This window comes from Halocatena halophila, from assembly GCA_027563145.1.
In the GTDB taxonomy this organism is placed as follows: Archaea; Halobacteriota; Halobacteria; order Halobacteriales; family Haloarculaceae; genus Halocatena; species Halocatena halophila.
On sequence record CP071306.1, the window covers coordinates 699,036 to 723,161 of the forward strand.

A 24,126-nucleotide genomic window follows, 5' to 3' on the forward strand; every position below is an offset into this window, starting at 1 on the left:
GTGGCTTTGTCGCACCAGCTGAATATCCTTTCGAAGGTGCGAACGCAGTTGGTGGTGAGACGGAGTGTTAATATTCGGATTCGGCGTTATCCTGGGCGCAGAGTCAACCGATCGTCAGCGGTATATCAGTACTGCGTACAATGACACCCATGATCGATCTCCGAAGCGACACGGTGACAAAACCGACCGACTCAATGCGTGAGCTGGCCGCCCAGGCGACGGTCGGCGACGACGTGTACGGCGAGGATCAGACCGTCAACGAACTCGAGTCCAGAGCCGCCGAACTGCTTGGTTTCGAGGACGCCCTCTACGTGCCATCCGGAACGATGGGCAATCAGATCGCTGCCAGAACGCACACTGAACCCGGCCAGGAGATTATCTGTGAACGGGACAGCCACATTTACCGCTGGGAGCTCGGTGGACTTGCCCAGCACAGTGGCCTGCAGACCAGACCGATCGCTGGCACCGATCGAGGCGTGCTCAGACCATCGGCGATCGCCGACGGAATCGTCGAGGAAGACGCCCACCGTCCCGGCACCGGCCTGCTTGCACTTGAGAACACCCACAACGCGGCCGGCGGGACAGCAATCGCACCGTCGCGGATCGATGAGGGAGCAACCACAGCCCACGAGCAGGGTGTTCCGGTCCATCTCGATGGAGCACGCCTTGCCAACGCCGCGGTGGCACACGACGTGGCACTCGATCGGTTCACCGACGCGGTCGACTCGGCAACGCTCTGTCTCTCGAAAGGGCTTGGCGCACCGGTTGGCTCGGTACTTGCTGGCTCTGTGTCGTTTATCGAGCGCGCGCGCCGTGTGAGAAAACTCCTCGGCGGGGGCATGCGCCAGGCCGGAATGATCGCTGCACCTGGACTAGAAGCGCTCGAATCGATCGACCGGCTCGAAACCGACCACGAAAACGCCACCATCCTCGCCGATCGGCTTGATGCGATCGACGGGCTCACCGTTCACCCCCCAGAGACGAATATCCTCCTTGTGACAGTACCAGAACCGGCTCCAACGTTTCTTGATGCGTGTGCCAACGCCGATGTTCTCGCGACGGCGTTCGATGAGTACCTCGTTCGATTTACGACACACCGCGACGTTAGCAGGGCGGCTGTCGAAACTGCCGCCGACAGAATTGCGAGCGTTGTTTCGGCCTAGCGACGATCATTGTTGGCACCCTCCTGGAACGCGAGCATTGTTCTTCGGAAGACCAGATAGAGCGCCAGAAGAAAGCCAATGATGAGAACGAGAACGATGAGCAACATCGGGTCGTTGAGCAGGGATGACATACTTCTGCTCGGCCCCGCGCCACCAAAATGATTTCGTCCGATCGCACCGTCACGGTGTCGTATCGATGGAGATCTGATCGAATGGCGTTCCGTCCATCGAACAGAGCGTTGCCGTTATCGTCCCCGCATCCACGGTGAGCCGTCCATACGCCCGTTTGTTTCCGCGAGGGTCGGCATGGCTCCCCGGATTGAATACGGGAATCGATCCGAGCGAGTCTATTGATGGCTTGTGTGTGTGTCCGACGATAACGAGATCTGCCTGGCGTTCCCTGGCGAACAGTGACAACGCCTGGGCCGTGTGACTGTGACCATGGACGAGTAGCAGGCGTGCATCACCGATCGAAATCGTCCGATGATCAGGAAGCGCTCTCTGGAGATCGAGTCGGTCTCTGTTTCCCACAACAGCGAGCAGTTCGGCCGCCTCTGCACTGATCGCGTCGTAGACGGCCCGCGTCGTGAAATCGCCGGCGTGTATCACCAGCGACGACGAACGGACATCTGCCAATAGCTGCCCGGATAGCCCATGGCCCGTCCGACCATGTGTGTCTGAGAGGATTACGACCATGGATATATTCCAGAGGCGAGCAAGTTATCTCATAGGATCGAAAACCAGTCAATTATTAGACATTCGTGCCGATCGTGTATTTTACAACCAGGATATTGAGTACGAATAGGGAAACCGAATCAGCACCACCAGAACACGAACAGGATCGGGTCAACAGTTATTAGTCACCACTGAGATGAACACCAATAGATACGTTACTACACGAACGAGACGGCTGGCGATGATTGGACATATCCACTTTGCGCGACGAGCGACACCCGAATCACACCGTCGGGGGCGGGCAGTACCCGTCCAGAAACGAACGGTGTGAAATGAGCGATCTGCCCCAGCGACCGGTGTCGAGACGACTCCAGAGGCGACTCTGTGGACTCGTAATCGTTGGGTATGGCTGCCTCACCGGGACGGTCCATCTCTATCACCTTCTCGGTGATAGCTCGCCAGGATTGATTGCCACCGTCTACGGGGCGTTCGTTCCGTTCTGTCTCTCGGTTGGGCTGATTGTCGGGGGGCTCTGGGCTGGGCAACGATCGATCGACCCCCAGTATCTCCGAAAGCTTGTCGTCTGGACGATAACCGGAGGGGCGGTGTTTCTCGTCTCTGGGATGTTACTGATGTCGTATCAGTCCGCCGTTGGTGGCGTGCTGGTAGAGCAGCTCTACGTTCTCAGCAACGTCGCAACCGGCGGTTCAGTGGTGGGATTCATCATTGGACAGTATGCGGGGCAGATCGAACGACAGAACGAACAGCTCGACCGATATCAACAGCGACTGGAGCGAGAACACGATCGATACGTGGCACTGTTCGACTCACTGTTGAACCCGGCAATCCAGTACGATCTTCTGGGAGACACGGCCGTGATCCGCGTGGCGAATCCGGCGTTCAAGCGCCTCTTCGATGTCGATTCGGAAGCAGTTTCGGGCACTCGCGTCGAATCGGCGATCGAACCGTCCGACATCGAAACCTCGGCGTTCGACATCGAGCGCGCACTGCGTGCGGACACCGCCGTACAGAATGAAGTGCGGCTGAAAACGGCCGTTGGAATCAAGGATTTTCTCGTCCACGTGATTCCACCGGCTGTTGCCTCGGTCGGAACCGGCCATCTCGTGGCGGTCGACATTTCTGATCGCAAGCAGTACGTCCGGCGGCTCGAAGTCCTTAATCGCGTTCTCAGACACGATCTCCGCAACGACGCCGGCGTGATCATCGGAAACACCCAGCTCCTAACAGAGGTAAACGGCCCGTGTGAGTATATCGAGACGATACGAAACACGGCCACAGATCTGGTATCGCTGAGCGAAACCGTCCGCGAGATCGAAAACGCCCTCGACAGCGACCAGCGGGCGAACGGGACACTCAAACTACAACAGATCCTGAGTGGCTGTATCGACCGTGCCATGACGGACTACCCGAACGCAGAGATTGTGAGTTGTTGGGAGACTGATTCTGCAGTTCGCATTCTCGGGAACGATCAGCTCGCAATCGCGTTCGACAACGTGATCGAAAACGCCATCGAACACAATGACAGGGAAAAACCATCCGTCACGGTCACCATCTCGAACGAGATAACGGATTTTGTGACCGTCGAAATTGCTGATGATGGACCGGGATTGCCAGAACGAGAACGGCGGGTGTTCAACGACGGCACTGAATCCGAACTCGAGCACTCATTTGGACTGGGCCTCTGGCTCGTCAACTGGGTGGTCGTCGATTCGGGCGGGAACGTTATTGTGGACGAAACCGATGATGGCGGTGGACTCATTCGGATACATCTCCCAAAAGCGTCGATCTCAAGCAGTCAGCAGGAAGCGTCGGTAGGAGTCGATAAACTTAAACAATGAATACAATTCCATAATACTCCAGATATGTAGGGACATACGATGAGTTATGGCAACTAATACCGAGGTTTTTTATAGAAGTAAACGGAGTTTGTGCCAGTTATGGCGCTCGAATCCATTTCGGCCGGTCCGTGGGCACTGGTGCCCCCACTGCTGGCAATCATTCTCGCATGGCACATTCGCGATGCACTGATTGGACTGTTCGTCGGTATCATGAGTGCAGCGGTCGTGTACGGTGCCCACAAACCCGCGGCCGTCGGCGTCCCACCGGGGCTCGTCGATGGTCCCATCGGGAACGTTGTCGGTGCAGTCCTGGGTTTGACTACGATTCCGACGCTCATCGCCACAGCCCCGCTGTTTAATGACTCGTGGTACGTCGAAAACGTACTCGTTGCACTGTTTATGATCGGTGGCATGATCGGCCTGATGATCCGATCCGGGGCAATTCAGGGGGTGCTCGAGGCACTGACCGACCGCGTCAGCAACGAAGCCCAGGCCGAGCAAGCGACTTTTCTCGCAGGGGTCATCATCCACATTGATGATTACTTCAACTGCCTCGTTGTCGGGTCGATGATGCGCCCACTGACGGACAAATACAACATTTCGCGGGCAAAGCTCGCGTACTACGTCGACAGCGCCGGAAGTCCGGCCGCTCGATTGGCGTTCTACTCCACCTGGGGTGTTGCGCTCATCGGCTTTATCGGGCAGGGAATCGTCACGGCACAACAGGATGGACAGCTTCCAGCCCATCTGAGTGGGCTCGTTACCGGCACTGGAGCCGATGCGAGCGCCGCGACCGGACAGATCTGGCCACTATTTTTCAATAGTATTTTGTTCGGATTCTACTCCTGGATTGCGCTCATCATCGCTGCGCTGGTTGCCTGGCAGGTCATTCCAAACTTTGGGCCGATGAAACACGAGGAAGATCGTGCGCGCGCCGGTGACGGCGTGTACGGACCTGACGATAACCCCATGATCTCCGAGGAGATGGACCAGTACGGGATGGCTGAATCTGCCACGCCCGACTGGCGCAACTTCGCAATTCCAATTGGAACGATGATTGTGCTGGCGTTTGCGGCGATGTTCTGGCGTGCGTCGCCGGTGTTGCAAGCACCGTCAATGCAGACCCTGTTTTCGATCCCAGGATACACGCTCAGACTCCCGGCAGGCGGGCAGTGGTCGTTCAACATCGGGGGGGTGCGGCTCGGATTGGCAGCCACGGGTGCAATGGTTGTTGCATTTGCGCTGTATCGACTGCGTGGTGACATTCCGTCCAACTCCGATGCCAGCGATGCGATGGTTCATGGATTTAAGGGAATTCTCCTTGCGGCCGCGATCCTGACGCTTGCAAGCTCAATCCAGAACAGCGTGACGACGCTTGGCATCTCCTCGTTTGTCACCAACTGGTTCGCCGGCGTTCCTCCCGAAATCATCCCCGTTTCGTTGTTCCTCGTGACTGGGTTCATTAGCTTCTCTGATGGGAGCTCCTGGGCAACCTACGGTGTGATGCTCCCGATTGCGATTCCAATCGTCTTTTCCACTGGTGCGAACCTGCCGCTGGTCATCGGTGCGGTGTTCAGCGGAGGCATTTTCGGCGATCACTGTTCGCCGATCAGCGACACGACAGTGCTCTCCTCATCGACGAGTGGAAGCGACCACATGGTTCACGTCCGGACACAACTGCCATACGCACTGGTTACGGCTACGATCGCGGGCGTGTTGTTCGTAATCCTCGGATTCATTGTTCCGGCTGGCTTTCGGATCTTCCCCTACTGAACGGCACCCACGACGGGTGACCGCGACCGTTTTACGCGCGAGTCGGATAGACTCGCCAATGAGCACTCCCGACCCCGACGTCTACGAACAGGGTCGCGGAATGGACGCCCACAACCAGGTGATGCGTCGCATCCGCGCACAGAATCAACAGTCCTACGATCCTCATGAGCCAACGCGTGTCTGGCTCGATGAAGACAACACCCCAGATGGTGTACGCCAGTCACTGACGATTATTCTGAACACTGGCGGCTGCCGGTGGGCAAGAGCCGGCGGCTGTACGATGTGTGGCTATGTGGCCGAATCCGTCGATGGGGGCTCGGTGAGCCATGAAGCACTCATTACGCAGATTGAGGCCTGTCTCGACCACGAAGCAGAACAAACTGACACGCCAGCAGAGCTGGTGAAAATCTACACCTCGGGGTCATTTCTCGACGAGCGAGAAGTGCCTGCTCGAACCCGGCGGGCGATCGCAGAAACCTTCAGTGATCGGGAACGACTCGTCGTCGAGAGCCTTCCGGATTTCGTCGACGACGACGCCCTCGCCGATTGTATGCACAGTGGGCTGGCCGTAGACGTTGCGATCGGACTCGAAACTGCCACGGATCGGATTCGTCACGATTGTGTGAACAAATATTTCGATTTCAGTGCGTTCGAAGCGGCCAGTGAGACCGCTGTGAAAAACGGTGCCGGGATCAAGGCGTATCTGTTGATGAAGCCGCCATTTTTGAGTGAAGAGGAGGCAATCAACGACATGATTCGGTCGGTTGAGCGGTGTAGCGAGTACGCCCATACCGTCTCAATGAATCCGACAAACGTCCAGCGCTACACGATGGTCGAAGAAATCTACCACGACGGGGGCTACCGGCCACCGTGGCTCTGGTCGGTCGCAACCGTGCTCGAAGCGACTGCAGACGCAGATGCGATCGTCGTCTCCGACCCGGTAGGACACGGCAGCGATCGAGGACCACACAACTGTGGTGAGTGTGATGAGCACGTACAGATCGCCATCAAAGACTTCAACCGCCGCCAGGATCCATCGGTGTTCGAAGAAGTGTCGTGTGACTGCGAACGGATCCACGCTGGAGTCCGCAAGCGAGAAACGAGCTACAACCAGCCGCTCATTCGATAACGGTCGTTCTCTCACTGAAGCCGTGTAAAATACCCTGTCCGTCGGTGCCTGCTTGGCGGCGTGATGGCAGTGTTGCGCGCTCGGGATGGGGCATCAACACCGCCGTCGTGTCTCGGTCGCCGAGAACGCCCGCAATGTTGTCCGTCGAACCATTTGGATTTGCCCCATCGGTTACATTTCCGTTGGGATCACAGTACCGAAAGAGAACGCGATCGTTCGCTCGAAGCGTTGCAAGCCGTTCTTCGGTGATCTCGAACCGTCCTTCTCCATGAGCGATCGGGAGTGAAATTACTGCCCCCTGTTCGAAGCGTCGGGTCCAGGGTGTCTCTGCGTTTTCGACCCGCAGATGAACGTGTTCACACTGGAACCGTGCTCGCTCGTTCGTCGTGAACGCACCGGGGGTTAGGCCACTTTCAGACCCAATCTGTGCGCCGTTACAGACGCCCAGCACTGGAACCCCTCGTCGTTCGTGCTCGCGAATGTCTGCCATAATTGGAGACTGGGCGGCCATCGCCCCTGCCCGAAGGTAATCACCGTACGAAAACCCACCAGGCAAGACGATTCCGTCGGTGTCTGCTGGCAGCCCATCCTCGTGCCAGACGCGTTCTGCCGTGTAGCCGAGTTGTTCGAGGGCCTGCACGGCGTCGCGATCACAGTTGCTCCCGCCGAACTGTACGACAGCAATCATCGTTCGGAGATCTGAACCTCGTAGTCGTGAATCGTCGGATTCGCGAGCAACCGATCTGCCATCTCTGTCACTTGCTCTCGTGCCTTTCCAGTAGATGGAGCTTCGAGGTCGATTTCGTACTGATCGGCAGATCGAAGGGCAGAGAGTTCGAATCCCAGGCGATCGAGCGCACGCTGAGTCGTCTTCGCCTCTGGATCCAGAACACCGTGTTTCAACCGTACGGTAACCGTCGCCGTGTACGCGGTCATTGGCGTTCGATCAGAGACGAGCAGCAAAAGGGGTTGTTATCCTTACGTACTATCACAGCCTGGTGTCCACCCTGTGGAGACCCATCACCACTGGGCGAACGGAAGGCAAAAAGACACTACAATAGCTGAGACATCCCGCCGTCGTGAGTGAATCGCCGTTTTTCGGTGCTGGATTCGACATATCGTAATATTTTTCATGAAGGAGGTATGTATCTGGCTATTGATACACTGTTAGATCAGGCAGTAAAGTCGACTATGTCGGGTATATTTGGATCTTCAACGGACATATCGGGAGTGAGAACACGTTATGTAATTTACCAAAAAATATAATTATCTCGCTAATAAAGAATCTTACGAGGTTTGAAAAACATGGATAGCGCCAATTCGATAATCGTCCGAGAGGACGCCCGAGAGCTGGGTGTCACGGCTCCGGTCGGCTGTGTCATTAGCGGTCTTGACGTGCGCTCAGAGGCACCAGAACTGGATTCGGACGTGGCTGCAGTTGAGTCGCTCGCACAGGAACGCCCCGAAGAAATACTCGACTCTCAGATCGTCGATGGGTCTCGCAAGCTGTACGCCGAAATGGGATATTCGGACATCAAGCCCGACGGCGAGATGCGGTTCGATCTAGTTCGACGCCGTGGACTCAAGCGACACAACAATGTGGTGGACGCCTACAACATCGTGGGGGCTGAATTCGGGCTTGGCCTCGGAATGCACGACACTGCTCAGCTGGGCGGCGACATCGTCATCGAACGGGCATCCGGTGGCGAGCGGCTGATTCCGCTGTTCCGTGAGAGCTACCGATCGGCAAATCCGGGAGATCTGCTCTATGGAACGCGCCGACATCCGCTGTGGATCTCCGGGCAGATCGGCCGCGACTCCGACGAGTTCAAGGTGACAGAATCGACAGACGAAGCCCTGTTGATGGTTGTGGGCAACGAGAACACGACCGAATCGCACAACCGAGCTGTCTGCGAGCGGACGGTTGAACTGATCCAGAAGACCTGTCCTGAAGCGACCGCCGAGTACCTGGACGTTGTTGACGAAGCGCTGATTATCGCGTAGATAGACAGGATCTTTTTTGCGGCCGTCACACCCCGATTACAGCTCTCTTGCATTCTCCCAGAGCTCGTCGAACACCCGATCCGCAGTCGTGAGATACGAATTATCCATGAGAGAGTCCGCTCGACCTTCGATCGATGGTGGCGCAACATACCCCACGCAACCATCCGAATTCATACAGTTGCGCTCCATCAAAAACTCGTAGAGAATTTCGTGCTTTTCTTCAAACGCCGCACGATCCAGGTTGTAGACACCGTATCCCACGATAAGGGGTGCGTCAGTGATTCTGAATTTGCAGTTTCGCGCTACAGTCATCTCACCGCCAGAATGGTCGCTGAGCAAGTCAGTGAAATCACCGATGCAGGTTTCCCAGTCCTCATCAGCATCAGCCACGAGGAGATATTTGTACTCCCTATCCTGGCTGATGTTGGATGACACCGCATTAAAAAACTGACCCGGTGTCTCCGAATCCCCATTCGCGAGGTTGTATTCGAAATTTCGAAGCACGAGCTTCGTTTCGATACTGTGTTCCTCAAGGCAGATAGTTTCTCGATTGGAGACTATTCCTGCGTTGTACTCGGTTCGATCAGTTTTCAGATAATCGTTAATTTGCTCATCAAGTGACTCAGAGATTGTCCGTCCGACTCGTGCCAGCAGTGACGTTCGTTCGGCCGTTCGATCCTGTAGATTACCCAATGATTTATCGACGTGGCGGATGACGGGATCGTAATCCTGGTTCGTGTGTTCGTCTTTTTCGCCGAACACCAGAAAATCGAGGGTTACGTCGAAAACGTCTGCCAGTGCGACAAGATTTTCGAGGCTCGGTCGAGACTGCCCTTTGCGGTACTGGGCGATTGAGGACGATGACACACCGATCTCATTTGCAACTTCGTTGTAACTTTTATCAGATACAGCCAGTAATTCTGACAATTTCTCTTCTAGTTTGATCTCAGTTTCTTCTTGCATAGTTATCCTTCACTGCGTTCCGACATAAAAAGTTTTTTGAGTTGATATTCGGAGCCACAGATAGATGCGATCAACGAACGCTGGATAAACGCAGGTTTATAAGTTAGTTCGGATCTATCTGATCTAGTATGTAAATACGCCCATCCAGGTATTGCATCCGGCAGATGATAGGACTCCAACCGTGATCGTATAGCTGTGAGCAAAACGGATAGTTGCCACTATAGTCAGAATTCAGATATGAGCAAAACAATGAAACAAACGGGCCCACGAACGGCCCCCGACAGGGAGTACGTATGCACGAACTGTGATCGTGGATTCAGTACGCGAATGGCCCAACAGATCGCGATGATTACCGACGAAACTGCAGAACTGATGTGTTCGTGGTGTCGCCACACGGATTGCTACGATGCACCCGATGAAGCCGATATCGAGCGCCCGCCACCCGTTGTCGATGTGCGCCAGTCGCTGGAAAATGAATCCAGCCCCACCGTCGATATCGAATTCGAGGGCGGTGTCATCGTGCAGTTCAGACTGGGTGACGACGGGATTGTACGCCAAGAGACGGTCGACACCGACGGGACAACGCTGGCGAGTCGGGTAGCTCGCCACGATGGGCCCCCAACAGCTTCGCCGTCAGTTCACGGTGAGCGCTTGCTCGAAACGTACCGTCGATACACCGTCAGAGGGCTTGGCATACAGCGTCCGCACCTGGCAGTTGGGCTGTTAGAAGATTACTGAAAGCTAAGTGAGAATCGCCAGTTCGAGTGCAGCCGTGGCGATCTCACTCGAAAATATCAAAGTAATCGAGGATTCCTCGAGTGATTGTCGTCTGGAATTGCACGCGTGCACCCATATCGAGATTTTCGTACGTTTCAACGATAAAGGACGGAATATTTGCTTCGTAGGTGGCCTTTTCGCTGAGCAGTCCATTCGGCTTAACTGCTGGCCCGCTGATGGTGTCCATACCAAATTTCAGTCGCTGAGAGCCGATCTGGGCGTTGGCGCGCCGAACACCCATGGTAGCACCATCACGGGCGCTCTTCGAGGGCGCGTGAAACACCATCTGTCCGACGCCTGACGGGGTGCTACCCATGATTCCCCTCGATTCCTGGAGAGTGAACAGAACGTCGGGCGATAACTTCTTGACGGCGGACCAGATAGATTGCGAGAGCGCTGATGTCGGCTTTCTATTATATATGAATTTCCGGTTCAAATCACCTCGGTCGTTGACCCGTGTGTTTTGCTCGATCGCCTGTGGATTCGCCTCCGGAATGACAATAATTCTGCCGTAATCTGGGTTCCATTCCGAAATTTCATGGGCTGCAACGATTCCGGCACGCTCATCGCCATGTATCCCGCCGACGATGAGCGCAGTCGGTCCCTGAATATGACTGTGGCGTTCGGTCATCTGCGGGACGGATTCGTCAACCGGACCAACCTGATTCTGCTGGACAGCCTTCGAATCGTCAGCCGATTTGCGTGCACACACCGAACTACTCGCCGCCGCCGAACCCACTGTGGCGTATCCTGTTCCGATCGTTGCTAGAGCTGACAAAAATCCTCGTCGATGCTTTTGTTCCCCAGGCACAAATATGTAGTTCGTCCAACTTCCAAATAAATCTTTGGAGCACTATATATACATGTGTGAAATACTGTCTTTACTACCGATAGATTATCCACTACATACCAATCGATGGCTGTAGCTCTCCCAAGAGTAGCTCAGCCCGTAGACATCGTGGAGTCGCTACAATTCTGAGACGGCTTCGATGGCTGCATCGATAGACGGCGTATCGAAGAGATCCCGCGAAACGTACGCGTTTGCGCCGGCAGTGTAAAGATCTGACATCGTTTCGATGACCGATCTATCGAGCGGTTCGGGCTCAACATCACAGAGTGAGCGCCAGTCGGCAATATCCTCTTCTTTTGCCGTGTCTTTGGCCGCAGAGACGGCCGAAACCCACTCGGGCTGCGTTCGCTTGTGGAACTGTCTGAGTACCTCTTTGGAGAGTTGCTGGCCATTGTAAGCGAATCGGTTCTCGTCAAATGTGCCGACAACGTCTGCGACACGCAGTTCGCCATCGAAGTAGAGACACTCGATCTTTCCGTCCTGATGGTCGAATCCAGCCGACGCTGCGCGTTCGGTGATGCATTCGTTGACCGATCGTGCCAGTTTTTCGAGTTCGTCTACCCCAGCCTTACCGGCGATGCGGTCGGCCTGGTCGCGATCGAGAAGCCGATCGGAGTTTTCGTATTTCGTGGTGAATTCGATCACGGGCTCTGGCAGATCGACCGGCTCATCTGGCCACGAATCGATGTCGAGGCCGATATCCTCCGGCGATCGGCGATCGCGCAGGCTCGAGCCAACGGGTACCGTGTTTCGAAAGACAATCTCGAGTGGGACGAGATAGTTCTCGCCAGCGGCCGCGTGGAACGCATCGTAATCGTAGGTACGTCCCTCATGCGGGAGTTCTGGAACACGCGTGAGATCGATCACCATCTCCTGAGGTGGCAGCGTAACCTCTTCGAGGGTTGTGGTCTCACCCTTATCGATCACGCCGCCGTAGTGTGTCGCAATGCCGTTGTCTTCGAGCAACTCGAAGTTTGCAGCCCCCATCGAACAGAGACTTGCTCCTTTCTCCGGTATCGCATCCGGCATCTTCCCCCAATCGAACACCGAGTAGTCATCGGTAAAGAGAAAACGACCCTGGCCGAGACGGTCCGGAGTGGGTGCCTTCTCGACCTGGAATTCCTTGACGCTCGTCATACAGCATTCTACCCCGGGGCGCACTAATCGATTTCTATCGTGAGTTCTGCCCCCGACTGTCGATGGCACACACAGCAATCTGTGACGAATTGCATACCGATCTGGCACGTATGGTAGCCAAACAATTTATCGCCCTGGCGAACCTTCCAGTGATCGTACTGGCCCTGTGCGTTCAGAAGGGCCACCCAGATCGATGGAGTCGTTACCCGTTGGCATCGATGTCGGCAGTTCGAGTAGTTCACTTGCCGTCTTCCATGCTGGGTCCGTGCATACAGTCACCGTTCCAACGGTCGTCTCCGTTTTTGACGATACAGTCGTTGTCGGTTCGAGCGCTCTTGACCGGATGACGGAGGCCCCTGCTCAAACCGTGACGGGGTTCAACCGACGGCTTGGGACGAACGCTCGAATCAATCTTCCCGGCGAGTTGTCCCCGGTCTCGCCGGTCGAGCTGACGGCGAGCGTGCTCAGGGCACTCTGCGATGGAGCACCAATAGAGCGACCCAGCTCGATCGATCGAGCTGTGCTGACAGTTCCCGCCACGTACACTGCCACACAGCGCCGAGCATTGCGAACGGCCGGAGCCGTGGCAGACATTTCGGTTGATCGTATTATCGACGACCCGACGGCAACGGCAATCGGCTACTGTGCACAGACAGATATCGACGGCCGGCTGTTCGTCTACGATCTTGGCGGTGGAACTTTCGACGCAGCGGTTATCGATCGGACGGACGGACTGTTCGATGTTTGTACAACGGGGGGTGACGCACGGATTGGCAGCGATGCGTTCGACGCGGCAATCGTCGAATGGCTCGAGATCCACCTCGAACAACGCCACGACGTGGTGATAGGAGACGATCCGGTGGCCCTTCAGCAGCTGTTTCAGACCGCACAAGCGGCAAAACACGCGCTGGCCACACACCGTTCGACCGAGATTTCGACGACAATCACCCACAGAGGCAACGAGTACGACATCGAGCAGTTGCTCCATCGGACGCAGTTCGAACGACAGGCACAGCCGATCGTTGAGCGGACGATTGGTGCCTGTGAGTCATTGCTTGAGGCCAGTGACATCCCGAAAGCATCGATCGATCACCTGCTGATCGTGGGACAAACTGCACAGCTTTCGTTCATCCCCGAGGCCATAGAACGGTCGTTCGGCCAGTCAGCAACGATTGTCACAGCTGATGCGATCACCGCGACGGGGGCTGCACACCGGGGAGCCTGGATTCGTAACATCGATCACGGTGCGAGTGAACCTGGTGTCGTTATCGATGTCGTCCCACACTCGATCTGTGTTCACTCGGAACCACGCGACCGTCGGGAGTGGATTCCAAACAACGCAGCCGTTCCCGCACGAACCACAACCATCGTCACTACCCGCACGAACAGACAGGAATCGATCATTGTGCCGGTGTACTATGATTTCTCACAGAAGACAACACACCGCCCACCGACAATCGAGACGGACACCTCCGAAACCCGGCACGAAAAGGGTACGCATCACCGAAGCACAGATGGTGACAGCCGGCGAACGTCAGCGACAGAGTCAGCCGAGAGGCGCGCACCCAGTGGTCTCCTCGATGCGTTCAGGATCGGCCCTCTGCCACCCCAGCCAGCAGGCGAGCCGGCGATCGAACTGACACTTGAGTGTAGCTCCGACGGCGTCGTCTCGGCGACAGCAACCAGCCAGGCTACAGACCAGCACACACAGATCGACGCTGTCTCACTCTTTAGCCACGACGAATCGACAATTGAACGGATGAAACGCGATCGGCCACCCGTCAGACGATGACCGTAGCTGATGTGAGGACTTTGATGCAACGCACGCCAATCGAACTGCTTGAATCGGGACCATGAGCCAGGAGTACTACGACGTGCTCGGGGTTGATCCCGACGCGTCCGAAGCAGAGATCGAAGCAGCGTATCGCGAGCGCGTGAAAGACGTGCATCCGGATCGAAACGACTCGCCAACCGCAGAAGATGAGTTCATCCGCGTTCAGACCGCCCGGGACGTTCTGACGGATCCACAACAGCGAGCGCGTTACGATCACGACGCCGGCGGTTTTTCATCGACTGATAAGCGAGCCTACGATGGCACAACCCCATCTGAAGGGACAAGCACGGATCACGAGCGAACGTATCGCACGCGGTGGACTGACCGGACCGAGCGGGCGGAGCCGACCGAAACCCGGACTCCGCCACAGCGCGCCTGGATGCCGACACCCAACGGGCTTACAGACGAAATTGTCACTGGTGTCACAACCACTTCCCGCGGTGTTGGACGGTTTCTGGCGGCAGTTCGCTGTCCACGCCGTCTCACGCCAAGCAAGCAACGCATTAGCGCCGCGCTGGTGACACCTACAGGTATTCGGCTGATCGCCACGACGCTGTTTATCCTCGGTGGCACCATCAGCGCGAACTATCTGGGCATTGATCCACATCAACGGCCGTGGATTGGGTTCTTGATCGTTGTTATTGGCCTGCTCGTCAGCTACGCCAGCTACGATCTGCTGTTTTCGACGCCGTACTACGAACCGTCGAATCGGCAATCGTTCGATCCATCTGGAACCCCTCGTCTCTGGCCAATTCCGGTCATTAATGGGCTTGGGCTCTCTCTGATCGGAATCGCGTTCACCCGGGGAGCTCCGACTGGAGGCCTTGCCTTTACTGCTGTAGTTTTGCTTCCGATCGTCGTGGCGGTGGCCATCTCACGGGTGATTCGCCCATCAATCACCGCCTCGTATCCGATCGGTCTCGATCAGTGCATTCGATTCATCGCGCGGACGGTCCAGTTTCTCCCCCTGATCTGTCTGTTCATCGCAGGATTCACGGTCTGGGGGTTCGATACGCCAGGAATGCTTTCGAGCTGGGCGCTAACGGGGAGTGCGCCGTGGTTCGACCACCTGACGCTCTGGGGAGTTTATGTGGGAATGTTGTTGAATCTCTGTGTCGGACTGCTCGTGGGCATCTCACTGTGCTGGTCAGTGTACGCGATGTGTACGCAGTTGACCGCTGCACCGTGGACCGATCGGTACACCAATGGCTATCAGATTCGACCAGGAGCCTGGAACGCGCTCGTCACTGGACCGTTCGTCGTCTCGGTCTGGATGGTGATCGCCGGCATCTCCTCAATTCGGATCCCGGTCGGTGTCTCTTCGATTCTGATCACACAGAATGGACTGTTGCTCACACTGTTCATGCTTCCGTCAGTGCTCACCGGGCTGTACATCCTCCGCCGCCAGCTTGAGCCAGTGTTTCACCTACAGTGATCCATCCTTGAGTATCGATCGAAATCGCCGGCCGTCGGACGTATCGGCCTCGATTGCCGATTCAATCCGATCGGAGAGCCAGTCTTCTGTGACGTAGTGGTCGTACACCGGAAGCCGTTCGGTGAGAACTGCGTCGCCGTGGTCGGCGATCGACTGGAGCTCTTCGATCGCTGGCCAGGCGTGTTCGGGATTGATGTGATCATCGGTAACCGGTGAGACGCCACCGAGATCGTCGACACCACAATCGAGCAGCGATCTAACTGGGGCGAGATTCGGTGGGACCTGGACACTCACCGTTTCTGGGAGGGCCACCCTGGCCATCGCCACTGCCCGTCTGAGTGTCTCAATCGAGACTGGGTCGCCCCGCCACCGTTCGTTCTGTACGACCGGTTGGACGAGCACCTCCTGGATGTGTCCATATCGTTCGGAAAGCTCGGCGATTGCGAGCAGACTCTCGGCACGGTCGTGCCAGGTTTCACCGATTCCAATCAGGATTCCGGTGGTGAACGGGACGCCAAGCTCGCCAGCCGTTCGGAGGGTTTGCAGTCGTTGTGCTGGTGATTTCGCTCGCGGGCCACCGTGGGCCTGTACGTCTGCGGTCGTTTCTAGCATCACGCCCATGCTCGCGTTCACGTCCGCAACGGTTTCCATCTGTGCGCGCGTTTGGTCGCCGGGATTTGCATGCGGAAGCAGTCCCTCCTCCAGTGCGATTTCACAGCCGTGGCGAAGATAGTCGTGGATCGTCTCGAATCCCCATTCACTGAGCTGCTCGTGGATTTCCGTGTATCGGTCGTCCGGATCGTCGCCGAAGGTGAACAGCGCTTCGGTACATCCAGTTTTCGCCCCTGTCCGGACGATCGATCTGATCTCCTCTGGAGTGAGCAACGAGGCCTGGCCAGGTGGATCGTAGTACGTACAGTACGTGCAGGTGTAGCGACACGCCGTCGTCAACGGCACGAAAACGTTGCGCGCGAACGTCAGTTCAGTGGCCGGTGTAACGTCGCCCGGCGTCACCGAACAGAGTGCTTCGATCGCGTTCGAATCGATCGAGAGCCAGTCGGGCAGCGTTCTGCTCTGGTCGTGGGTCTCTGTGGCCTGGGATGACACGCTCTTCGATTCCACATGCCAATAAAAAAAAGCTGTCACTCCCGATCTGCGACCAGCCACGGTCACAGCGCCATCTGTGATCGGGAGCCGCGTCTGGCCATTCGCACACGGTGATTGCGCACCGTGTCCGACCCCCGCATGATGTGGTATGTTATGGCATAGTATAGTCCTTGGGGTGGTAAGCTGTTTCGAGCGCTCTCACTGCCGTCGGAGTTCGACTCGACTTGTGCTCGTATCGAGCGTGAATCGGTCGGAGAGCCAGGTTGCTGATTCGTTGGTGGCATGCATGAGCAGTTCCGGGAGATCCGCAGGCGTATCGATATCGGTTGCGAGTCGGTAGGAGTCTATGACAGACAGCGACAGATCGAGTGTGTCGCAGTTGCGCCGATGGTCAAGCAGCGAGCCGCCGTGGTAGTCTACGGTAAACGCGTCGTCTCTGATGACGATCGCGTTCGTTCCGCCGCCGCGACCGGGAGCAATGACCACGTCACCGGGCGTTTCGAGCAGTCTCGTGATTGCGTCCGGTGTTGCGAGCCCGAGATCGGCCATGATGACGGCGGTTGGTGGTTCCAGATGTGCATTCACTGCCGCAGAGAGTCCCCGATCGTCAACGATCTCTGGATCAGCGTCGGTTGGTTCGGTCGAGAGCAATGTGGGTTCATAGCCGGCGTCGCGAATGGTGCGACAGACATCTCGGCGCAGGCACGTAGCGAGCGCCGTTCGTTCCGACGGCGCAAGCACCGGCGCGAGGCGGGTTTTTGGGTCGGAGGATCGGAACGGAACCAGAATTTGGGTCATGGATGGAGACGTTCCCACCGTGAGTGGCGGGCTCTATGGGGCTGTCGTGTCTCCTGGTGAAAAAAGGTGCGCGAATCTGTGGCTGTGTGCGAACTCGCATTCGATTGTGGTTGCAGACAGCCGTTCCACAGCTGGTTTTTTCACTCGAGACTATTCACTCACAATGGCAATTGTAGTCGAGATTCTGCTCGCCGATCGGTCCTTTCCCCTGGTTGGACTCGCCCAAGCGATTCCGAGTCCAGAGATTGAAATCGCCAACACGGTACGACTCAAGGACAGGCAGTATCTGTTCACCATCACCGTCGACGCGGACGCACAATCCGCTTTCGAGCAAGCGGTTGACTCACAGCCGGCAGTCAACGACAGCACACGAATTGGGAGGACTGCTGACAGACTGTTTTATCAAGTAACGGTCAATGGCCAATCAGCCCTGTTCGATTCGCACGATCCGTCCGAGTTCGAAGGGGCATTGATTGAGGCCGCGGTGACGCCTGATGGGCTCCGGGAACTGAAAGTGTTCTCGAACTACGATGCGTTCAGTACGTTTCGTGATCGGTGTGACGTGTATGACATCCCCCTCGAACTGTTGAACATCGCTTCCGATCCTGAGAATCCCAGCGAACGCGCCCGATTTGGGCTCACTGACCGGCAGTACCGGGCGCTTTCGCTCGCGTTGACTGGGGGTATTACGATTCCCCACGGCAACTGTCGACCGAGGAGCTTGCGAACGAACTCAAAATCAGGCAGTTTCGTCTGTCAAGCTCTCAAGGTCATCCCTCGCAGATGGCAATATCTCTTGGTCCATTCCGCACCTATATCCCCGGTTAAATCGAGATCCTCGCGGACCTTTTAGAAGTCGGCTCTGGGGATTTCTAATGGAACAATTGATATTGAAATCTATCTTAACAGTCTATGTTTCGCGAGGAATTGAGCATGACGAAAATCCGTAACCGACATCAGTCCATCAGCAATAGTGGCTCTCGAAGCTAATAGGACGAGGCACGACATTTGATCAGTGATGTATGTCCCACGATATCTATCGTGAGCACCTAATAGCTCCCAAGAAAGAGCTCTCATATGGAGCCAGCAGCGTTCGAGATCGGCCAGCGTTCGCTGACCGCGATGACGACTTCCCGAGTACCCAGCTGACGCACACATGGTAATCACCGCTTCATTGATGTGCGCGTAGCCCAAAATCGTACCATAGATATCATTCATTCTTTATTTTTAGTTAATTAATTATAAAATAGTAGATATTGTTTTATAATATGAGTCTATAATATTTTCTGTGGATATGATAAAGGAATCGAAAGCAAATGAGGTCGATTCATACCAGGAGGAACTGAGTAATGCGGTTGATGACGGTGGCGGCTGTTATGAGGCATGGGAAACTGCCCAAGTGTCCCGGATGGGAAGCCGACGGTCGTTCATGACGGGTGTGGTTGCAAGCCTCCTTACCGGTGCTTCAATTGGGAGTATCTCTGCTGCAGAAACCATTTCAGCAGATCCCGAAAAAGAGATATCGGAGCTAACAAAGACTGAAAAGCAACAGCTCGTTAAAGAAGCACGATCTGATACACGCGTACAAGCGATCCAGCGAGAACATGTGTCTCGTGGCCTTAAACCAGACAGCAACTCAGTAGTTGGGTACAAAACCACCTACCAAGACCGTGAATTGAGATTTGTTAGGATTCCGTTCAGTACCAACGGTAGTAGTTCTCTTAGACTCTCTGACGATGGTGATGTATCGAAAACTGGTTCAATAATTTGGAACACTGCGGAGGAGATCGACCCGTACGGCTATGTTACTACCTACCAGGTGGACTACACTGCTACTCCAGATGAAATAGAACAAGCCCTTCGTGAGAATGGTGTAAGCATAGACTCAATCGATACTGCCCCGGTTGTGACTGATTACACCCATATTGGGACAAATGGCCGTACGAATGTCAATACGAACTCAAACTCCGTAACCCTCCCAATAGCAACGGAAAGAGAGATAACTGCTCAAGGCTGTGAATGTTCTTCTGCGTTTTTCAACCCGATAACCGCGTGTGCTCCCTGTGGAGTTCCCGATGGTGAGTGTATGAATGACCTGGCAAATGTATATGCTCTCGAAATCGTTGCTTGTGGATCCTGTGTAGCCACCAGTGGCTGGTTAACGAAAGCATGTGCGGCCTGTGTGGCAACGATCATAGAGGAAAATCAGCTTGGATTCACCTGTTGTCCGTGTAGAGCGTGCGATGGAATAATCATATGTTAATGTAAGGAATAGACTCTGGAGATTACCTTCTGGTCAGCAGGACAAAATGTCCCACAGCAGAACCCCAAAATGAGGCCAATAGTCCAATTTCAACAATGACTGGAATATCAATTGGTGGGACTAAAACGGCAATCGTGACAGCGATGAGAAAAGCGATGCCGTACCAGGAACCCAGGCGTTTGCCCCGCACGCCGCCCTCTGCGTGAACTGTGAATGCCCCAATAATAACGCCAATTCCTATCGATGTGGCAGTTATCAGCGGTCCGGGAAGATCAGGTAGGACTCCGTTCCACAGATCAACATAGAACGCCCATGTTATGAGCACCGCAAATGACAGTTTCAAAGATGGTTGTCGCAACTGTTGCCAACGAATTTTGCCTTTTTCATTCTCCGTATTGTTTTCCATTATATGCATTTAATAGATCGATGCATAAATGACTATCTTGTCATGTTAATGGGAATAAATCAGACAGACAGCGTACCCAGAATGACACCAGAGAGATGCCTGTCTTATCAATCGACACTGCAAGAAGAAGTAACACCTATCACAGCACCAACAGAATAGCCAGGTGGAGCGCGGCAGTGGATTGATCAAGCGCTGTCCTACAGACGACTGCACACGCATGCTCCAGAACGGGCGGAGTTCGGAATATGGCAAGATTGGCAGCGAGGTTGATCGCCGGATTACGGACATCCTCAACGACGGTACAACTGTACAGGACGTGAACTTCGACTGTGAAAAGACAGAGGCGTTGACCGGCATAGCGGTCGATCCGGGGGACACCGCGCGCGCAATCAACTACGCCGTCACACAGCCCGCACACGTGGATGTGAACGAGATGCTCATTCGTCCGACCGGACAGGTGTGAACTCACCCGAGCGCGTAGGGCCAGATGAAATCGGCAAGGCTGGCGAAGACGAGCGCACCACCAACCAGGCCGGCGTTTTTCATGAAGTGGATTAGCTGGCTTTCGTCAGCATCGCCTCGGAAGTCGTGCATGATCGGCGTCACGGGGAGTAAAAACACAAGGATGAAGATCGATCCTATCAGGGGGGCGATCCCAAGGATTAGAAACAGGCTGCCGAGGACGACGAGTCCGCTGGTTGCCGGCACGGTGATCGAGGCCAGTGGTGCGCCCTTGCTTTCTGCATACGCGATCGACTCCTCCATATTGAGCAGGTTGTCGAGTGCGAGGTAGGCCAGTGTGCCACCGAAGAGCAACCGTCCGAGCAGAAAGGCGATCGCGTTGAGACCGGTCAGAAACGCCATTGAACCACCTCGACGCCGGCGTCGGTGCTGAGTACGGGCGAGCAGTTCGTTGGGAGGTGAACCGGGAGTTCCATCACGGCTACCCGTTCATCGACGACCCATATATTGTTCAGTGTGAGTACAGCAGAATGTGTGCGTGGAGGTGGCTGAACACTTCAGAGTTAGTGTTCTGTGAATATGATATACAAGCAGTATGAATTGGGATGATACGCGCCCAGGTCCTACAATTCGGATGTTGTGGCTGTTGTGCCGAGTATCAGCATCCACCACAGATCAACCCAGAATGTCTACACATACGAAATTTTATAAACCAAGCGGTTGCCAACAAGAGTAGGGAACGCCAGCCCCGATCGTTGGTTGCGCGTGTATCAAATCGCGCCGGGTGTAGCAGCACCCGACGCTGGGGTTCCCTGCGGATCAGAGACCCATGAAGGGAATAACACCGCGGTATTGTAATCCTGTCGTATCGTCAATGACTAGCACACGCTGTACTCGCTGTGGCCAACCAGTGGCTCGTCCACGGGCGCATGCTACGGGCTGTCCGTCGTGGAGGGTTGGCTCGTGAGTCTCCCACAGTTCAGCTTTCGGACTGTGGACGGTCAGATCAGCACGCTGGAGGGGATCGAGGATCGCGGGGAGCTTTCCTCTGCTGAGTTGCACCATGTCGTGGATATCGCCGAGAGTTGCTGGTGTCGGCCCTGTCAGTCAACGGAATGTACGCATTGTCGTCAGGTGGAGGAAGTGCTCGCGATTGCTGATCTGAGCGAGCGCTCGGGCGGTGGTCCGGATGAGCTTCCGTCGCTCGATCGGATCACTCGCTTTTGCTCACAGGGCGAGACGATCTACACCGCCTGGTTCGAGAATGATGCTCGGTTGCGTGCGCATGAACAACGGAGCGGAGACGTGACGTTGTTGGCGTTTTCTCCCGATCGTCCGGAGGATCCGGCACGAGCGCAGACGCAGGACGAGGCTGTGTCTGCTGCGAATTGTTTGCTAGAGGCTGTTGTTCCGTTCTGTGAAGCTCGATCGACCGAGGAACTTCCCGTAATCCTCCAGTTGTTGGTCTCTCCAGCGCACGACGGCTAACCTCTACGGAGGAATTTTTCGAAATCGCTTGTGGCTAGGACTCCCCACCGCGAGCGCAGCGAGCGGCCTTTTTTGGTCCAGATTTTTTGATCGAGCGGTTGCCGAAGGCAACCCGAGATTAAAAAAGGTGGGTGACGCGGCCTTTTTTCATCAACGTTTTTTCGTTCTCGCGCGCGAACGGAGTGAGCGACCGGCTCGCCAGGGATGAGTGGTGAGCGAAGCGAACCCGAGTCGAAAAAAGGTTGGACGCTGACGTTGTTGGCGTTTTCTCCTGATCGGCCGGAGGATCCTGCACGGGCGCAGACGCAGGATGAAGCTGTGTCTGCCGCGAGCTGTTTGCTAGATGGGGTCGTGAAGTTCTCCGACGCACGATCAACTGAAGAACTTCCCGTAATCCTCCAGCTGTTGGTCTCTCCAGCGCACGACGGCTAACCTCTACGGAGGAATTTTTTGAAATCGCGTGTGGCTAGAATTACCCACCGCGAGCGGAGCGAGCGGCCTTTTTTCATCAACGTTTTTTGATCGAGCGGTTGCCGAAGGCAACCCGAGATTAAAAAAGGTTGGGCAGTGTGACCACAGACCCCCAATAGCCCCCGAACCCCGGGGGGTCTGTGGTAAATGACTATTCGATGAACGAATGATCGTCCCGGAAATCCACAGATCGCCCGAAGGCTCCAGCACAAGCATACTCACAGTTTCCAACCAGAACGACTGTAAGCTCTCTTAACACTTCTATCGGAATTCCATCACATACTAATAGTGGTATTTCGATGTGGTAAGTATACACATCCGACTGGGACAAAACCGGTTGCCCGGTTTTCCCCAGACGTGTACTAGCACGACCGAGGATGGGTTGGATTGAAAATGAACTTCAAACCCAACAACAGCGACGGACGGAGCATAGATAATTCTACTGATGGCAGCGATGGTGACGGCTTTCTCCCAGAGTCACTTCGAGCATGGAAAGCTGAGATAGAGGAATGTATCTCCCGCAAGGATGCACAGATCGACGCTCTGCAATCACAAGTCGATACGCAACAGACAAAAATTGAGACACAGCAATCGACGATTAACAGCCAAACAACCGCGTTACACCAGAACAAAGCGAAAATTGCGGAACTGGAGGACACAGTTGAAGCGCTCAAACGGGAGCAGACGGACTACCGCGAGACAAACGAACGGGACAAGGCCGAAATCAGACAGGACATAACGGAGAACGCTCGCCAGACGGAAGCGTCAGAGGCACACACGGAAGCCGTCGCGCGGAAGGTCGAAACGCTCGATGGCCGCGAACAACGAACTCCGCTGGAGCAAATCGTTCGATTGCCGGAGGAAATAATTCATAAAGCGAAGCTGACGGCCAACCAGCGACGAGCGCGGTCGATCGCCATGGAGATCGGCGGACTGGCCACGACAGTGCCGAAAGGAAAGCGCCTGGATTCAACGACGATCAAACAGGAGCTCAAACAAGCGTATGGATCGGCCCACGACCAGACGGTCGCCCGAGTGATGTCGTTCCTTGATCGCCTCGGTGGCGATCGAACGGAGGTCGTCCACACCGGCCAAGGAAAAGCCGTGATATTCGACGACTGGCTTGCGAGACGCCTCAAAACCGCTGAACAGCTCACTGCGGATGCTGTTGATCGCGTCCTCACGAACGTTGTGAGCGTGACTCCCGGGAGGGGGAGCTAAGGTGTGAGCAACCGCCCTCCGATAGGAATCTATACAGGGAACACACTTCAGCACGAATGACGGTCGGTGGAGGAGTAGCAGCAGGTGTGAGCAAACGTCCTTCCTTTCAGTAGTCGTACGCTGGATATTGCTAGCTATTGCTGGTCGAATAACGACCATCTAGATTCTAGCTCACGACGATCGTGAGTGGTGGTACTACTGAGTCTGGGGGATGACAGTAACCCAGGCACACGGAGTTACTCTATAGCATCTGCCATACAGATTCAGATCTATTAGACTAGTCATAGGTTTTCTGTATGAAATCATAAGTC

The 24,126-nt window shown here is 55.4% G+C and carries 25 protein-coding genes; 14 read left to right on the forward strand and 11 right to left on the reverse strand.

The features are described from left to right. Positions 1-149 precede the first annotated feature (149 nt). Complete coding sequence (locus tag JXQ78_RS03625; protein WP_330632120.1) at positions 150-1,163, forward strand: threonine aldolase family protein; 1,014 nt, start codon at positions 150-152, stop codon at positions 1,161-1,163. Here the strand turns inward: JXQ78_RS03625 and JXQ78_RS03630 are convergent. Together JXQ78_RS03630 and JXQ78_RS03635 are read right to left on the reverse strand one after the other, a co-directional pair. Continuing rightward, positions 1,160-1,294, reverse strand: coding sequence for a DUF7859 family protein (locus JXQ78_RS03630; protein WP_330632121.1), 135 nt, complete (start codon positions 1,292-1,294; stop codon positions 1,160-1,162). The genes JXQ78_RS03625 and JXQ78_RS03630 overlap by 4 nt on opposite strands. Positions 1,295-1,343: 49 nt before the next feature. After that, entirely contained in the window at positions 1,344-1,859 is a 516-nt protein-coding gene (locus JXQ78_RS03635; protein ID WP_330632122.1) for a metallophosphoesterase, read from the reverse strand. A gap of 311 nt (positions 1,860-2,170) precedes the next feature. Here JXQ78_RS03635 and JXQ78_RS03640 point away from each other — a divergent pair, with 311 nt between their 5' ends. From JXQ78_RS03640 to JXQ78_RS03650, 3 genes are all read left to right on the forward strand, one after another. Further along, positions 2,171-3,697: a sensor histidine kinase gene (locus JXQ78_RS03640; RefSeq protein ID WP_330632123.1), complete on the forward strand. Its 1,527-nt coding sequence runs from the start codon at positions 2,171-2,173 to the stop codon at positions 3,695-3,697. Between the two features lie 99 nt (positions 3,698-3,796). Next, positions 3,797-5,470: a Na+/H+ antiporter NhaC family protein gene (locus JXQ78_RS03645; protein WP_330632124.1), complete on the forward strand. Its 1,674-nt coding sequence runs from the start codon at positions 3,797-3,799 to the stop codon at positions 5,468-5,470. 58 nt (positions 5,471-5,528) lie between these two features. Further along, on the forward strand, positions 5,529-6,599 hold the full coding sequence (locus JXQ78_RS03650) for an archaeosine biosynthesis radical SAM protein RaSEA (protein WP_330632125.1): 1,071 nt from the start codon (positions 5,529-5,531) through the stop codon (positions 6,597-6,599). Here JXQ78_RS03650 and purQ read toward each other — a convergent pair. Both purQ and purS read right to left on the reverse strand, forming a co-directional pair. Beyond that, positions 6,589-7,287, reverse strand: coding sequence for a phosphoribosylformylglycinamidine synthase I (gene purQ, locus JXQ78_RS03655; protein WP_330632126.1), 699 nt, complete (start codon positions 7,285-7,287; stop codon positions 6,589-6,591). The two genes, JXQ78_RS03650 and purQ, sit on opposite strands and share 11 nt — an antisense overlap. Continuing rightward, positions 7,284-7,535, reverse strand: coding sequence for a phosphoribosylformylglycinamidine synthase subunit PurS (gene purS / locus JXQ78_RS03660; protein WP_330632127.1), 252 nt, complete (start codon positions 7,533-7,535; stop codon positions 7,284-7,286). The genes purQ and purS overlap by 4 nt, the downstream gene beginning before the upstream one ends. A 369-nt stretch (positions 7,536-7,904) precedes the next feature. On the opposite strand from purS, the gene JXQ78_RS03665 reads away from it, so the two are divergent. After that, positions 7,905-8,603: a phenylalanine--tRNA ligase beta subunit-related protein gene (locus JXQ78_RS03665; protein WP_330632128.1), complete on the forward strand. Its 699-nt coding sequence runs from the start codon at positions 7,905-7,907 to the stop codon at positions 8,601-8,603. Between the two features lie 36 nt (positions 8,604-8,639). Here JXQ78_RS03665 and JXQ78_RS03670 read toward each other — a convergent pair whose 3' ends face one another. Further along, on the reverse strand, positions 8,640-9,566 hold the full coding sequence (locus JXQ78_RS03670; RefSeq protein ID WP_330632129.1) for a helix-turn-helix domain-containing protein: 927 nt from the start codon (positions 9,564-9,566) through the stop codon (positions 8,640-8,642). 237 nt (positions 9,567-9,803) lie between these two features. Between JXQ78_RS03670 and JXQ78_RS03675 the strand changes: the two genes are divergently transcribed. Continuing rightward, on the forward strand, positions 9,804-10,304 hold the full coding sequence (locus JXQ78_RS03675; RefSeq protein ID WP_330632130.1) for a hypothetical protein: 501 nt from the start codon (positions 9,804-9,806) through the stop codon (positions 10,302-10,304). A 43-nt stretch (positions 10,305-10,347) separates the two neighbouring features. Here the strand turns inward: JXQ78_RS03675 and JXQ78_RS03680 are convergent, their stop codons facing one another. Both JXQ78_RS03680 and JXQ78_RS03685 read right to left on the reverse strand, forming a co-directional pair. After that, the gene (locus tag JXQ78_RS03680; protein WP_330632131.1) at positions 10,348-11,154 is read right to left on the reverse strand and encodes a M14 family metallopeptidase; all 807 of its coding nucleotides are present in this window, start codon (positions 11,152-11,154) and stop codon (positions 10,348-10,350) included. 156 nt (positions 11,155-11,310) lie between these two features. Beyond that, a complete protein-coding gene (locus JXQ78_RS03685) occupies positions 11,311-12,330 on the reverse strand; it encodes a phosphoribosylaminoimidazolesuccinocarboxamide synthase (RefSeq protein ID WP_330632132.1) in 1,020 nt (339 codons plus the stop codon). 193 nt (positions 12,331-12,523) lie between these two features. Between JXQ78_RS03685 and JXQ78_RS03690 the strand changes: the two genes are divergently transcribed. Next, positions 12,524-14,122 (forward strand): Hsp70 family protein, encoded by a 1,599-nt coding sequence (locus JXQ78_RS03690; protein ID WP_330632133.1) that lies wholly within the window; start codon positions 12,524-12,526, stop codon positions 14,120-14,122. Positions 14,123-14,183: 61 nt separating this feature from the next. Next, the gene (locus JXQ78_RS03695; RefSeq protein WP_330632134.1) at positions 14,184-15,599 is read left to right on the forward strand and encodes a DnaJ domain-containing protein; all 1,416 of its coding nucleotides are present in this window, start codon (positions 14,184-14,186) and stop codon (positions 15,597-15,599) included. Here JXQ78_RS03695 and cofG read toward each other — a convergent pair. Continuing rightward, positions 15,591-16,664, reverse strand: coding sequence for a 7,8-didemethyl-8-hydroxy-5-deazariboflavin synthase subunit CofG (gene cofG, locus JXQ78_RS03700; RefSeq protein WP_330632848.1), 1,074 nt, complete (start codon positions 16,662-16,664; stop codon positions 15,591-15,593). The two genes, JXQ78_RS03695 and cofG, sit on opposite strands and share 9 nt — an antisense overlap. Before the next feature lie 240 nt (positions 16,665-16,904). Continuing rightward, positions 16,905-17,504 carry a 2-phospho-L-lactate guanylyltransferase gene (cofC, locus tag JXQ78_RS03705; RefSeq protein WP_330632135.1) on the reverse strand — a complete coding sequence of 200 codons (600 nt, stop codon included), beginning with the start codon at positions 17,502-17,504 and terminating at the stop codon, positions 16,905-16,907. Between the two features lie 163 nt (positions 17,505-17,667). On the opposite strand from cofC, the gene JXQ78_RS19175 reads away from it, so the two are divergent. Together JXQ78_RS19175 and JXQ78_RS03720 are read left to right on the forward strand one after the other, a co-directional pair. Beyond that, positions 17,668-18,357: a bacterio-opsin activator domain-containing protein gene (locus tag JXQ78_RS19175; RefSeq protein ID WP_456237573.1), complete on the forward strand. Its 690-nt coding sequence runs from the start codon at positions 17,668-17,670 to the stop codon at positions 18,355-18,357. Between the two features lie 435 nt (positions 18,358-18,792). Continuing rightward, positions 18,793-19,767, forward strand: a complete 975-nt coding sequence (locus JXQ78_RS03720) for a hypothetical protein (protein ID WP_330632136.1) — start codon at positions 18,793-18,795, stop codon at positions 19,765-19,767. A 22-nt stretch (positions 19,768-19,789) separates the two neighbouring features. Here JXQ78_RS03720 and JXQ78_RS03725 read toward each other — a convergent pair whose 3' ends face one another. Next, the gene (locus JXQ78_RS03725) at positions 19,790-20,173 is read right to left on the reverse strand and encodes a hypothetical protein (protein WP_330632137.1); all 384 of its coding nucleotides are present in this window, start codon (positions 20,171-20,173) and stop codon (positions 19,790-19,792) included. A 163-nt stretch (positions 20,174-20,336) separates the two neighbouring features. On the opposite strand from JXQ78_RS03725, the gene JXQ78_RS19010 reads away from it, so the two are divergent. Then, positions 20,337-20,636 carry a hypothetical protein gene (locus tag JXQ78_RS19010; RefSeq protein ID WP_407934032.1) on the forward strand — a complete coding sequence of 100 codons (300 nt, stop codon included), beginning with the start codon at positions 20,337-20,339 and terminating at the stop codon, positions 20,634-20,636. A 2-nt stretch (positions 20,637-20,638) separates the two neighbouring features. Here the strand turns inward: JXQ78_RS19010 and JXQ78_RS03735 are convergent, their stop codons facing one another. Then, on the reverse strand, positions 20,639-21,037 hold the full coding sequence (locus JXQ78_RS03735; protein ID WP_330632138.1) for a DoxX family protein: 399 nt from the start codon (positions 21,035-21,037) through the stop codon (positions 20,639-20,641). A 561-nt stretch (positions 21,038-21,598) separates the two neighbouring features. On the opposite strand from JXQ78_RS03735, the gene JXQ78_RS03740 reads away from it, so the two are divergent. From JXQ78_RS03740 to JXQ78_RS03750, 3 genes are all read left to right on the forward strand, one after another. Further along, positions 21,599-22,123, forward strand: coding sequence for a hypothetical protein (locus JXQ78_RS03740; protein WP_330632139.1), 525 nt, complete (start codon positions 21,599-21,601; stop codon positions 22,121-22,123). A 204-nt stretch (positions 22,124-22,327) separates the two neighbouring features. Then, complete coding sequence (locus tag JXQ78_RS03745) at positions 22,328-22,555, forward strand: hypothetical protein (RefSeq protein WP_330632140.1); 228 nt, start codon at positions 22,328-22,330, stop codon at positions 22,553-22,555. 432 nt (positions 22,556-22,987) lie between these two features. Then, positions 22,988-23,815, forward strand: coding sequence for a hypothetical protein (locus JXQ78_RS03750; RefSeq protein WP_330632141.1), 828 nt, complete (start codon positions 22,988-22,990; stop codon positions 23,813-23,815). Positions 23,816-24,126 lie beyond the last annotated feature (311 nt).